The sequence below is a fragment of the Paracoccus methylarcula genome (assembly GCF_003007735.2).
Taxonomy (GTDB): domain Bacteria; phylum Pseudomonadota; class Alphaproteobacteria; order Rhodobacterales; family Rhodobacteraceae; genus Paracoccus; species Paracoccus methylarcula.
Window position 1 is genome coordinate 147,320 of sequence record NZ_PXNQ02000004.1, and the last position, 12,590, is coordinate 159,909.

13 protein-coding genes and 1 pseudogene are annotated in these 12,590 nt (G+C 62.7%); 11 read left to right on the forward strand and 3 right to left on the reverse strand.

Going from position 1 to position 12,590, the window contains the following annotated elements; translation table 11 throughout:
* Positions 1 to 83: 83 nt before the first annotated feature.
* Positions 84 to 954: pseudogene (locus A7A09_RS08120) on the reverse strand (50S ribosomal protein L11 methyltransferase).
* Between the two features lie 138 nt (positions 955 to 1,092).
* On the opposite strand from A7A09_RS08120, the gene A7A09_RS08125 reads away from it, so the two are divergent.
* Positions 1,093 to 2,022, forward strand: a complete 930-nt coding sequence (locus A7A09_RS08125) for a DMT family transporter (protein WP_106691065.1) — start codon at positions 1,093 to 1,095, stop codon at positions 2,020 to 2,022.
* Here the strand turns inward: A7A09_RS08125 and soxR are convergent.
* Positions 1,989 to 2,453 (reverse strand): redox-sensitive transcriptional activator SoxR, encoded by a 465-nt coding sequence (gene soxR, locus A7A09_RS08130; RefSeq protein ID WP_106690922.1) that lies wholly within the window; start codon positions 2,451 to 2,453, stop codon positions 1,989 to 1,991. The two genes, A7A09_RS08125 and soxR, sit on opposite strands and share 34 nt — an antisense overlap.
* Before the next feature lie 73 nt (positions 2,454 to 2,526).
* Here soxR and A7A09_RS08135 point away from each other — a divergent pair, with 73 nt between their 5' ends.
* The 5 genes from A7A09_RS08135 (at position 2,527) to A7A09_RS08155 (ending at position 6,706) form a co-directional block, all read left to right on the forward strand.
* Complete coding sequence (locus A7A09_RS08135) at positions 2,527 to 3,108, forward strand: NADPH-dependent FMN reductase (protein ID WP_106690923.1); 582 nt, start codon at positions 2,527 to 2,529, stop codon at positions 3,106 to 3,108.
* The gene (locus A7A09_RS08140) at positions 3,109 to 4,308 is read left to right on the forward strand and encodes an MFS transporter (RefSeq protein ID WP_106690924.1); all 1,200 of its coding nucleotides are present in this window, start codon (positions 3,109 to 3,111) and stop codon (positions 4,306 to 4,308) included.
* A 33-nt stretch (positions 4,309 to 4,341) separates the two neighbouring features.
* Complete coding sequence (locus A7A09_RS08145; RefSeq protein WP_106690925.1) at positions 4,342 to 5,283, forward strand: ABC transporter ATP-binding protein; 942 nt, start codon at positions 4,342 to 4,344, stop codon at positions 5,281 to 5,283.
* Complete coding sequence (locus A7A09_RS08150; protein WP_106691066.1) at positions 5,283 to 6,053, forward strand: ABC transporter permease; 771 nt, start codon at positions 5,283 to 5,285, stop codon at positions 6,051 to 6,053. The genes A7A09_RS08145 and A7A09_RS08150 overlap by 1 nt, the downstream gene beginning before the upstream one ends.
* 140 nt (positions 6,054 to 6,193) lie before the next feature.
* Positions 6,194 to 6,706, forward strand: a complete 513-nt coding sequence (locus A7A09_RS08155; RefSeq protein WP_106691067.1) for an HdeD family acid-resistance protein — start codon at positions 6,194 to 6,196, stop codon at positions 6,704 to 6,706.
* Positions 6,707 to 6,760: 54 nt separating this feature from the next.
* Here the strand turns inward: A7A09_RS08155 and A7A09_RS08160 are convergent, their stop codons facing one another.
* Positions 6,761 to 7,225: a hypothetical protein gene (locus tag A7A09_RS08160; RefSeq protein ID WP_106690926.1), complete on the reverse strand. Its 465-nt coding sequence runs from the start codon at positions 7,223 to 7,225 to the stop codon at positions 6,761 to 6,763.
* A gap of 118 nt (positions 7,226 to 7,343) precedes the next feature.
* Between A7A09_RS08160 and rimO the strand changes: the two genes are divergently transcribed.
* From rimO to ettA, 5 genes are all read left to right on the forward strand, one after another.
* Positions 7,344 to 8,708: a 30S ribosomal protein S12 methylthiotransferase RimO gene (rimO, locus tag A7A09_RS08165; protein WP_170167050.1), complete on the forward strand. Its 1,365-nt coding sequence runs from the start codon at positions 7,344 to 7,346 to the stop codon at positions 8,706 to 8,708.
* Between the two features lie 2 nt (positions 8,709 to 8,710).
* Entirely contained in the window at positions 8,711 to 9,304 is a 594-nt protein-coding gene (locus tag A7A09_RS08170; RefSeq protein ID WP_106690928.1) for a BglII/BstYI family type II restriction endonuclease, read from the forward strand.
* The gene (locus A7A09_RS08175; protein WP_106690929.1) at positions 9,301 to 9,942 is read left to right on the forward strand and encodes an MT-A70 family methyltransferase; all 642 of its coding nucleotides are present in this window, start codon (positions 9,301 to 9,303) and stop codon (positions 9,940 to 9,942) included. Before A7A09_RS08170 ends, A7A09_RS08175 begins: the two co-directional genes overlap by 4 nt.
* A gap of 27 nt (positions 9,943 to 9,969) precedes the next feature.
* Positions 9,970 to 10,848 carry a sulfotransferase family protein gene (locus tag A7A09_RS08180; protein WP_245999227.1) on the forward strand — a complete coding sequence of 293 codons (879 nt, stop codon included), beginning with the start codon at positions 9,970 to 9,972 and terminating at the stop codon, positions 10,846 to 10,848.
* 72 nt (positions 10,849 to 10,920) lie between these two features.
* Positions 10,921 to 12,576: an energy-dependent translational throttle protein EttA gene (gene ettA / locus A7A09_RS08185; RefSeq protein ID WP_106690931.1), complete on the forward strand. Its 1,656-nt coding sequence runs from the start codon at positions 10,921 to 10,923 to the stop codon at positions 12,574 to 12,576.
* Positions 12,577 to 12,590: the final 14 nt, after the last annotated feature.

Consider the following 12,590-nt stretch of genomic DNA (forward strand, 5'->3'; position numbering starts at 1 on the left):
CCCCGGGGATATTTTCATGAAGAAGATAGGGGGATGACCGGCAGTCGGTGATGCCGACGGAGCCGGGCGGCAAAACGCGTCGATCAGCCTGCCCGGGTCATGGTCAGCGTGACCCATTCGCCCAGATCGTCGCGGCGATCCAGCGTGAAACCGGCGGCCTGGTAGCCTCGATCACCTCTTGCCCCTGATCGGTCAGGATGCCCGAGAGGATGATCTTGCCACCCGTTCCGACATGGCGGGCCATCTCGGGGGACAGGTCGATCAGCGGCTGTTTCAGGATATTGGCGAGCACCAGGTCGAAGGGTGCGGCCTCTTCCAGCGCCGGGTGATCGAAGCCGGTCGCCTCGATGCAGATCACCCTGCCGTCCAGCCCGTTGGCGATGACATTGGCGCTGGCCGTGTCCACCGCGATGCGGTCGATATCGCTGGCCAGCACCGTCACCGGCCAGATCCGTGCCGCCCCCATCGCAAGAACTGCGGTGCCGCAGCCAATATCGGCGATGCGCTGCGGCTGGTAGCCGTCATTGGCGAGCCGGTCCAGGGCTTCGAGACAGCCCTTGGTGGTGCCGTGATGACCGGTTCCGAAAGCCATTGCCGCCTCGATGCACAGCGCCTCGACCCCCTCGGGCACCTGGTCGGCATCGTGGCTGCCGTGGACATAGAACCGCCCGGCCTCGACCGGGGACAATTCGCGGCGGACATGGGCCACCCAATCGACCTCGGGCAGTTCCGAGATGACGAAGGGATCGGCCCCATGAGCCGCCGCCAGGAGTGCCAGCGCCACCTCGTCGGGCTGTTCGAGGAAATAGACCCCGACTTCCCAACGATCCGAGCCGTCCTCGATCTCGAAGATGCCGGAACCCACGGGTTCGAGGGTCAGGTCTTCGCAAGCCTCGGCGAGGGCTTCGGCGGCGCGCGCCCGGCAAGATGGGTCAGGGCGGTGAATGTCGGCATGGTCAAGGTTCCAGATTGGGTCCCGACGCCATAGCGCGGCACCCGCCCGGACGCAATCTTTGCCGCGTTGCACAATGTGCAGCCATCGACTAGCCATATCTGCGGATGGAGGACAATGCAGATGCCGGGAGACAGAGGATGAGCGCCGCGACCGGCACCAACCCCGCCCCCGCGATCGAGACGAAACCGCTGGTGGCCGCGGCATGGATGATGGGGGCGGTGGCCTCATTCACCTCGATGGCGATTGCCGGGCGGGCCGTGTCGCTGGAGCTCGACACGTTCGAGATCATGGGCTGGCGCTCGATCTTCGGCGTGGCGATCATGGTTACGGTGATCAGCCTGCGCGGGTTGTGGGGGGTGATCAACCTGCGCCGGCCCGAGCTGCACCTGGCACGCAATATCTGCCATTTCACAGCGCAGAACCTGTGGTTCTACGCGATCTTCACGATCCCGCTGGCGCAGGTCTTCGCGCTGGAATTCACCGCGCCGCTTTGGGCGCTGGTCCTGTCGCGGCTGTTCCTGGGCGAGAAGCTGACGGGGCCAAGGGCGGTGGCCGCGATCCTGGGCTTTGCCGGCATCCTGCTGGTGACCCGGCCCGGATCGGCGCCGATCACGCCGGGGCTGGTCTCGGCGGCGGCCTGCGCAGTGGGATTCGCGCTGACCTATGTCTTCACCAAGAAGCTGACGGCAATCGCCCATACCGCCTGCATCCTGTTCTGGATGACCCTGTCGCAGACCGTTTTCGGCTTTGTCTGCGCAGGAATCGACGGGGACATCGCGCTGCCATCCGCAGCGGCGGTCCCCTGGATCGCGGTGATCGGGGCGGCCGGGCTGGCGGCGCATTTCTGTATCGCCAGCGCCTTGCGGGTCGCGCCCGCGACGCTGGTGATGCCTTTCGACTTCCTGCGATTGCCGGTGATCGCTGTGGTCGGGCTGCTTCTTTACGATGAGCCGATCGGAGCACTGGTCATCGCCGGGGCGGCATTGATCCTTTCCGGCAATTACCTGAATATCCGCGCCGAGGCGCGGCGGCGTCAGACACCGAGGCCGGGGGCGCCGGGACCCTGAGCGGCGGCGCGGTCGTCGGGGTTGAACATCTCGCATAACTCGTGCGAGAGGCAACCGCAGCGGATACAGCCGCTGAGCCGGTCGCGGACCCGTTGCAGCATGTGGATGCGGTGATCCAGATCGTCGCGCCAGCTTTCCGAGATGCGCGCCCAATCCTCGCGTCCGAGCGGCTGGCCCGACAGGGCGGGTTCGAGGGCGGTGCGAATCTCTGCCAGCGGAATACCTGCTTGCTGACCCGCCTTGATGATGGCCAGAATGCGCAGGCTGGCCCGCGAATAGCGCCGGTGATTGGCGGCATTGCGAGTCGAACGAATCAGCCCTTCGCGCTCGTAGAAATGGATGGCCGAGACGGAAATACCGCTGCGACGGGAGAGTGCGCCGACTGACATGACCGGAGTCGATGGCGTGCATGTATTGATTTTTTTGGACATTTTTCTCTTGTCCTAAACTATGGTTAAGGTCTTAGGGTGGCGAGCCATGACCGAAATTGCAAGGAAAAGACTTATGACGCAGGGCAATCGGATCGTGGTGATCCTTGGATCGATCCGCGAGGGACGAATCAATGACCGGATCGCGGCCTGGACCGTCGGGCAGTTGAAGGCGCATGGATTTGCGCCCGAGATTGTGGACCCCGCCGATCCCGAGCTTTTGCCGGTGCAGACCGGCGACAAGCAGGCCGTTCAGCGGCTGAAGCAGCGGATGGGGGATGCGGACGGGTTCGTGATCGTGACGCCCGAATACAATCATGCCGCTCCGGGGCCGCTGAAAACGCTGATCGACGCGGTCAATGCCGAATGGCGCGCGCGTCCGGTGGGGCTTGTCAGCTATGGGGGCATTTCCGGCGGGCTGCGCGCCACCGAGTCGCTGCGCATCGTTCTGGCCGAGCTGCACAGCGTCACCCTGCGCGACACGGTGAGCTTCGCCTCGCCATGGCGGCGTTTCGACGAGGCGGGGCGGATCACCGATCCCGAAGCCGCCGAGGCGGCCGAGGCGGCGATGGCGGTCTTCGCCCATCGCCTGCGCTGGTGGGCCGATGCATTGGCGGATGCGCGCGCGGCGCGCGCCTATGACCCGGAGGACAGCTAGATGGACCGCTTGCTGAAAGATCCGCGCGCATGGGGGCTGATGTTCGCCGCGATGCTTACGATCATGTCGAATGCCACGATCACGCCGTCCTTGCCGGGATTGGAGGCGATGTTCGCAGACGATCCGCTGGCCCCCTATCTCACCCGGCTACTGATTACCGCGCCTTCGCTGCTGGTCGCGATCACCGCACCTTTCGCGGGGGCGATGACCGACAGGCTGGGGCGCAGGCGGCCATTGCTGGTCGGGCTGGTCCTTTATGCGGTCGCGGGGACGGCGGGGCTGTACCTGGACTCGCTCGAGGCGATATTGGCCAGCCGTCTTGCCCTGGGGCTGGGAGTGGCGGCGATCATGACATCGCAGGCGGCGCTGGTCGGGGATTATTTCGAAGGCCCGGCGCGGGGGCGCCTGATGGGTTACCAGATGGCCGCGACCAATATCGGCGGGCTGGTCTTCGTCACCATGGCCGGGGTGCTGGCCTCTGCCGATGCCCGTCTGCCCTTTGCGATCTATGGGCTGGCCGCCCTATTGCTGCCGATCCTGTCGGCGATCCTGCCCGAGCCGCAGCGCTTTTCCACCATGTCGGCGGAGGCGCAGGCGAGTGATCCGGGCGAGCCGGGCTGGCAAGTGACCGTCGCGATCATGGCGACGGCGGCGGGGCTGACCTTCGTGATCTTCTATGCCGTGCCGACGCAGGTGCCCTATCACCTGCAAGGGCTGGGCCTGGTCGATCCGCGCAATGCCGGGCTGGTCATGGGCGCAATGATGTTCGCCGCCGCGATCATGTCGGTGGTGTCGGGATTGATCCGGCCAAGGCTGGGGCGGATCGGCACGCCGGTATCGGGCTATCTGGCGCTTGGTGCGGGCTTTGCCGGGTTGTCCATCGGGCATTCGCTTCCCTTCGCCATGGTCTCGACCGCGATGATCGGGGCGGGGCTGGGATTGTGCATGCCGACCTTCATCACCACGGCGCTGAATGTCGCTCCGGCACGGCGCCGGGGGCTGGTCACGGGCCTGATCACTTCGGCAATTTTTCTGGGACAATTCCTTTCACCTCTGGCAAGTCAGCCGCTGGTTACCCATCTGGGCTATTCCGGCGCCTTCCGTATCGGGAGTTTCGCTTTCGTCGCCCTGGCGGTCATCCTGACCGTCACGCTGCGCCGGCAGACGCCGAGAAACATCAAGCCGCTCAGTGCGCATTAGCGCCACGCGGATCTGCAAACGAGGGAGCCGGGCATGACCGGAATCATCGAGATCGACAATCTGTCGAAAGAATATGGCGGCGGCACAAAGGCGCTTACCGATGTGTCGATGTCCATCGAAGAGGGCGAGATCATCGCGCTGCTGGGACCGAACGGGGCGGGCAAGACGACGCTCATCTCGATCATCTGCGGGCTGGTGGTGCCGACCGGCGGCTCTGTCCGCGTCGGTGGCTATGACATCGGCAAGGATTGGCGGGCGGCGCGCAAGCTGATCGGGCTGGTGCCGCAGGAGATCGCGCTGGAGCCCTTTGAGTCGGTGCTCAACTGCGTCCGCTTCACCCGCGGCCTTTACGGCGAAGGGCCGGACGACGCCTATATCGAAGAGGTGCTGCGCAGCCTTGCCCTGTGGGAGAAGCGCGATGCCGCCACCAAGGAATTGTCGGGCGGCATGAAGCGCCGGGTGCTGATCGCCAAGGCGCTGGCCCATCGCCCCAAGGTGCTGTTCCTCGATGAGCCCACCGCCGGGGTCGATGTCGCCCTGCGGCGCGAGATGTGGCAGGTGGTCGAGGGGCTGCGCCGCGAAGGCGTGACCATCATTCTGACCACGCATTACCTGGAAGAGGCCGAAGAGATGGCCGACCGGATCGGGGTCATCAACAAGGGCCAGCTTTTGCTGATCAAGCCCAAGGACGAGCTGATGGGCGAATTCGGCGGCAAGACCCTGAGGATCGAGCTGGACGAGCCCCTGCATGCGATCCCGTCGGAACTGGCCGGCCGTGGGCTGGTCCTTGCCCCGGATGGGCTTGAGATCAGTTATGACTACGACACGCGCGCCGAAAGGACCGGCATCGCCCGCCTGCTGGGTGATCTGGCCGCGCAGGGGATCACCGTGCGCGATGTTTCGACCCGGCAATCCAGTCTCGAGGAAGTGTTCATTTCCCTGGTCCAGGAAGACAAAGCGGAGGACGCGGCATGATGGCGGACATCAACTGGCCCGGTGTCTGGGCGATATTCCATCACGAGATGATGCGGTTCTTCCGCACCATCTGGCAATCCCTGGCCTCGCCGGTCGTGTCGACGGTGCTGTATTTCGTCGTCTTCGGTGCTGCCATCGGCGGGCGTATCCAGTCGGTCGAGGGCGTGCCCTACGGCGCCTTCATCGTACCGGGGCTGATGATGCTGACGGTGCTGCAGCAATCGGTCAGCAATGCCAGTTTCGGGATCTATTTCCCGAAATTCAGCGGCACGATCTATGAATATCTCGTCTCGCCGGTGGGCTGGGTCGAGGTCACCATGGGCTTTGTCGGCGCCGCAGCCGCCAAGGCGATCCTGATCGCGCTGATCATCCTGTTGACCAGCTTCGGCTTCGTCGGTGTCCATATCCTGCACCCGTTCTGGATGCTGGCCTTCCTGTTCCTGACGGCACTCGGCTTCAGCCTGCTGGGTTTCATCCTCGGGCTCTGGGCCAAGTCCTTCGAGCAGTTGCAGATCGTGCCGATGATGGTCATCACGCCGCTGGTGTTCCTTGGCGGAGCCTTCTACTCGGCCAGCATGCTGCCGCCTTTCTGGGAGGCGGTCGCCAAGCTGAACCCGGTGCTTTACCTGATCTCGGGCTTCCGCTGGTCCTTCTTCGGGCTGGCCGATGTGCCGGTGGGCGTGTCGCTGGTCGCGGTGGCGATCTTCATCGGCATCTGCTTTGCCATCATCCGCTGGATATTCATGACGGGCTGGCGGTTGCGCGAGTGATCCAGGGGTGTCGAACGTTCCCGGAGACAGCAGAATTGCAACAGTTTATCGGTATTTTGCCGTTAACTACTTGATCGATGGCGTGCCTCGGCGATCGGCGGGATAATCTTGCATCCGTAGGTAACGATGGAGATTTTATGATGCGTATATTCTGGATTGTCCTTGGCGGGCTTTCGATTGTTGCGGGCGTCCTGGCGCTGGCCAATCCCCTTGCCGCCACCCTGACCGCCGAACGGCTTGCCGGCTGGAGCTTCCTGTTCATCGGTGTGCTCGAGATCTTCGCGGTGTTTCAGCAAAAGAGCTGGCGCGGCAGGATCTGGGCGATACTGGCGGGGCTGGCCTTTGCCATCCTTGGTGTCATGCTGTTGGCCCGGCCCCTGGCAGGTATCCTGTCGCTGACCCTGATCGTCGCCATCCTGTTCCTCGTGGCGGGTGCGGTGAAGCTGGCCATGGCGTTCTCGCTTGAACGCGGGAATGGTTTCTGGCTGATCCTGCTAAGCGGGGCGCTGTCGATTGTCCTTGCCCTGATGATCTTTGCGAATTTCCCGGCTTCTGCCGCGACGATCCTGGGCGTGCTGCTGGCGATCGAGCTGATTTCGAACGGCGTGTCGATGATCGCGCTTTCGAGCTCTGCGCCAGTGAACAAGACATGAATCGTGGCGGTGCCGCGCCAGTTCCTTCCGGCGCGGCACCGTCCGATTCTATCGCTATTTCGATCTGACAAGACCTTTGCAAATACGGGTCTGTGGATCCAGCCGGACATAATCGCGGGCCGAGATCACGGTCATGTTCAACGACCTGTTCCAGCCTCCGAACCAGCGTTGGCGGATGCCGTTCCGGTAATAGCTGCCCATGATCTGATCGACATAGGGTGGGATGATCGAGGTGTTCGGGATGCGGGGCGCGTGAAATCCGATTCGGGCATAGGGGCCGAGACAGGCATTGGGCATGGTGATCAGCATCGTGCAGGCCGAGCGGCAATAGCCCCGGATTCGGACTCTCTTGCCCGACCGGGCAAGCCGCTCGCGCAGCTTGACCATCTCCAGCACATTGCCGCCCTTGTCGTTGACGACATCGATAAGTTTTGCACGCTCTCTTATCTCTGCGGTTCCCGCATGAGGTGCCAGAGACAGCATCAATACGGTACCGATCAGCGGGGCATATCTGCGCATTCTTGTAAACATGCTTCGCATATGCCGCGAAAATTAGCGCAAGGGGAAGTCACGTTCCGGCGAATGGCATTCGTAATGCTCTCTTTTCAGGTGCCCGCGAATCGCTTATGTGCGGCGGATGCAGCAGAACCCGCCCGATCTTCGCCCCGATCTCGCCCGCGCCACCATTCCCGATGAGCGGCGAGCGGGTCAGCCAACCATCGGCATGGTCAGTCTCGGCTGTCCAAAGGCCCTGGTCGACAGCGAGCGCATCCTGACAAGGCTGCGGGCCGAGGGCTATGCGATCAGCCCCGATTACGGCGGTGCGGATGCGGTGATCGTGAATACCTGCGGCTTCCTTGACAGTGCCAAGGCGGAATCGCTGGAAGCGATCGGCGAGGCGTTGCAGGAAAACGGCCGGGTGATCGTCACCGGCTGCCTGGGGGCAGAGCCGGAATATATCACCGGCGCGCATCCCAAGGTGTTGGCGGTCACCGGACCACATCAATATGAATCGGTATTGGACGCGGTGCACGGGGTGGTGCCGCCCTCGCCCGATCCCTTTGTCGATCTGCTGCCCGCCAGCGGTGTGAGCCTGACTCCGCGCCATTACAGCTATCTCAAGATTTCCGAGGGCTGTAACCACAAATGCAAGTTCTGCATCATTCCCGACATGCGCGGCAGGCTGGTCAGCCGCCCCGCCCATGCCGTGATCCGCGAGGCCGAAAAGCTGGTCGAGGCCGGGGTGAAGGAATTGCTGGTCATTTCGCAGGATACCAGTGCCTATGGCGTTGACCGCAAATTCGCCGAGGAACGGGGCCATCGCGCCCATATCACCGACCTGGCCCGCGATCTTGGCGGATTGGGCGCATGGGTGCGGCTGCATTACGTCTATCCCTATCCGCATGTGCGCGATCTGATCCCGCTGATGGCCGACGGGCTGGTGCTGCCCTATCTGGATATTCCCTTCCAGCACGCCCATCCCGATACGCTCAAGCGCATGGCGCGGCCGGCAGCGGCGGCGAAAACGCTGGACGAGATCGCGGCGTGGCGCTCGGTTTGCCCGGAGATCACCCTGCGCTCGACCTTCATCGTCGGCTATCCCGGCGAGACCGAGGCAGAGTTCCAGACCCTGCTGGATTGGCTGGACGAGGCCAGACTGGATCGCGTGGGCTGCTTCCAATACGAAAACGTCAATGGCGCGCGGGCCAATGACCTGCCCGACCATGTTCCGGACGAGATCAAGCAGGATCGGTTCGACCGTTTCATGCAGAAGGCGCAGGCGATCTCCGAGGCCAAGCTGGCGGCCAAGATCGGGCGCAAGCTGGAGGTGATCGTCGACGCGGTGGACGAGGACGGTGCGACCTGCCGAACCAAGGCTGACGCGCCCGAGATCGATGGCAACCTGTTCATCGACGAGGGTTTCGAGGCGCTGAAACCGGGTGATATCGTGACCGTCACCGTGGACGAGGCGGGCGAATACGATCTCTGGGGCAGGCTGTGAGCTTGCAGGATCGTCTGCCCGAATTCGTGCGGACGCATTACGAGGTGCATGAATGGCGGCATGCCAGCGCGATCCTCGCCCATGATTTTCAGGATGAATGGCGCGACATCCTGGATGTGCTGACCGCGTTCCGCCTGCGTCGCGAATGGATCGAGGTCGGTGGCGGCAGGAAATCGCAGGTTGCCGACCGGATCGACGGTTTCCTGATGCGGCGCGGATGGGAGGAAAAGCAGTTCCAGACCGCAGTGCTGGTCGACGGCAACCGGCTCGACAGCCCGACCCACAAGATCGACTGCTACCGCAACAAGATCGGGCTGGAAATCGAATGGAACAACAAGGATCCATTCTTCGACCGCGATCTCAACAACTTTCGCCTGCTGTTCGATTTGCGCGCGCTGAGCGTTGGTGTCATCATAACCAGATCGGACGAGCTTCAGGATATCTTCAACGATCTTGGGCGAAAATCGTCCTTCGGGGCATCGACCACGCATATGTCCAAGCTGCTGCCGCGAATTGAAGGTGGCGGCGGGGCTGGATGTCCTCTATTGGTGTTCGGTATAACCAAGAAACTATATGTTGACGGAGGGCAGCCATGAACAGTGCATCTGACGACCTGCTGGCTGTCGCCGGAGAGACCCGGTTCGGCACCATCCTCGCCGATCCGCCCTGGCAGTTCCAGAACCGCACCGGCAAGATGGCGCCCGAACACAAGCGCCTGTCGCGTTACCCGACCATGACGCTGGACGAGATCTGCGATCTGCCGGTCGAGGCGGTCGCGGCGGCGCGCTCGCATCTGTATCTGTGGGTGCCCAATGCTCTGCTGCCCGAGGGGCTGCGGGTCATGGATCAATGGGGTTTCAAGTACAAGAGCAACCTGATCTGGTACAAGGTTCGCAAGGATGGCGGCCCCGACCGGCGCGGCGTCGGGTTCTATTTCCGTAACGTGACCGAGGTGCTGCTGTTCGGCGTTCGCGGCAAGGATGTCCGCACGCTCGATCCGGGGCGTTCGCAGGAAAACGTCTTTGTCACCCGCAAGCGCGAGCACAGCCGCAAGCCCGACGAGCAATATGACGTGATCGAGGCTTGCAGTTGGGGCCCCCGTCTGGAAATGTTCGCACGGGGCGCGCGCAAGGGCTGGACGGTCTGGGGCAATCAGGCGGATGAATATGAACCGGACTGGCCGACCTATGCCAACCATTCGCAAAGCAATGTCGTCAAGTTGCGTTCCAAGTAATTCCTTCCCCATGACAGCCGGTTTTTCATGCTGCCACCTATGATTACCATCAGCCCAGCCTTTGATCCCGACGGCCAGCCGCGCAAGCCCGGCGCATTGTGCATCGGCGCACAAAAGGCGGGCACGTCATGGCTTGCCCAGATGCTGGGTCAGCATCCGCAAGTCTGGATTCCGCCCTTCAAGGAGGTCCAGTTCTTCAATCACCGGTATATTCCCGAGCATCAGCGCTGGATCGGTTGGCATTACCGCAACAAGCCCAAGGAAATCCGCGACCGGCATGTCAAGCGCGAGGTGCCGATGCCGCCCGAGCTTGATGCCTATCTCGATGGGCTGACCACGGGGAAGATGTTTCATAACCATTGGTACAAGCGCGTTTTCGCGCCTGCCCCGCAAGGCGCTGTGCCGATGGATTTCACGCCCGAATATTCGACCCTGCCGGATGAGGGGGTAGAGTTCGTGGCCCGCTTCCTGCGCAAGGCGAAGGTTCTTTACCTGATCCGTCATCCGGTTGATCGGGCCATCTCGCAACTGCGAATGAACCTGCGCCGCGAGAAGCGGACGCCAGAAACCCTGGCCGACTGGCTGAAAGAGATCGAGAACCCGATTCTATACGATCGCGGGGATTACGCGGCCTACCTGCCCCGCTGGCGGCGGCATTTCCCGGACATGATGGTGATCCCCTTCGGCCGGATCGCCCGTGCACCTGGTGAGCTGATGGACGAGGTCGAGGAATATCTGGGCATTGGGCCCTATCCCTACGGTAATCTGGGACAGAAGGTTTTCGCCAACCCGGCAGGGCTGAAACCCCCGGCCGAGGCAGTCGATGCCCTGACCGAACGGATGGCGCCGCAGCTTGATTTCCTGGCGGCCGAGTTCGGGCCCGGCTTTGTCGAGGAAACCCGCTAGACATTTGCGCGGCTGCCCTTTCATGACTCGCCGCTTTGGCCTACATAGCCGCAAAGCTTGCAGGAGATTCCGATGGCGTCCTATCAGTTCGTGTATCACATGGACGGCGTGTCCAAGACCTATGCCGGTGGCAAGAAGGTCTTCGAGAACATCCGTCTGAACTTCCTTCCCGGCGTCAAGATCGGCGTCGTCGGCGTGAACGGCGCCGGTAAATCGACGCTGCTGCGCGTCATGGCCGGTCTCGACAAGGATTTCACCGGCGAGGCATGGGCGGCCAAGGGCGCGACCGTGGGTTATCTGCCGCAGGAGCCGCAGCTCGATCCGGCGCTGAACGTGCGCGATAATGTCATGCTGGGGGTGGCGGCCAAGAAAGCCAAGCTGGATCGTTACAACGAGTTGGCGATGAATTACTCGGACGAGACCGCCGACGAGATGGCGGCGCTTCAGGACGAGATCGATGCCCAGAACCTGTGGGATCTGGACAGCCAGATCGACGTGGCGATGGAGGCCCTGCGCTGCCCGCCCGACGATGCCGATGTCGAAACGCTTTCGGGTGGTGAACGCCGCCGTGTGGCTCTGTGCAAGCTGCTGCTTGAGGCGCCCGACATGCTGCTGCTGGACGAACCGACCAACCATCTGGATGCCGAGACGATCGCATGGCTGCAAAAGCACCTGATCGAATATCCCGGCACGATCCTGATCGTCACCCATGACCGCTATTTCCTCGACGATATCACCGGCTGGATCCTCGAACTCGATCGCGGCCGGGGCATCCCCTACGAGGGCAACTATTCGGCATGGCTGGAGCAGAAGGCCAAGCGGCTTGAACAGGAAGCCCGCGAGGACAAGGCCAAGCAAAAGACGCTGGAGCGCGAACTGGAATGGATCCGTGCAGGTGCCAAGGCCCGTCAGGCCAAGCAGAAGGCCCGGATCAACGCCTATAACGAGATGGCGAACCAGTCCGAGCGCGAGAAGCTTTCCCGCGCGCAGATCATCGTCCCGAATGGCGAACGTCTCGGCAACAAGGTGATCGAGGTCAGCGGGCTGAAGAAAGCCATGGGCGACAAGCTGCTGATCGAGGATCTGGAGTTCAGCCTGCCGCCCGGTGGGATCGTCGGCGTGATCGGTCCGAACGGTGCCGGTAAATCGACCCTGTTCCGGATGCTGACCGGCCAGGAGCAACCCGATGCCGGAGAAATCACCTTTGGCGACACGGTGCAGCTTTCCTATGTCGACCAGTCCCGCGACGCGCTGGATGCGGGCAAGACCGTGTGGGAGGAGATCAGCGGCGGGGCCGAGCAGATCGTGCTTGGCGACGCGCAGATGAACAGCCGCGCCTATGCTTCGGCCTTCAACTTCAAGGGTGGCGATCAGCAGAAAAAGGTCGGCCAGCTTTCGGGTGGCGAACGCAACCGCGTGCATATGGCCAAGCTGCTGAAATCCGGCGGCAACGTGCTGTTGCTGGACGAACCGACCAACGATCTGGATGTCGAGACCCTGCAGGCTTTGGAAGCCGCGCTGGAGGATTTCGCGGGCTGTGCGGTCATCATCAGCCATGACCGTTTCTTCCTCGACCGTCTCTGCACGCATATCCTGGCATTCGAGGGCGATGCTCATGTCGAGTGGTTCGAGGGCAATTTCGAAGCTTACGAGGAAGACAAGATCCGCCGCCTAGGCCCGGATTCGGTCGAGCCGAAGCGGGTGAAATACAAGAAATTCACGCGGTAATCGTGGGTCGCGCC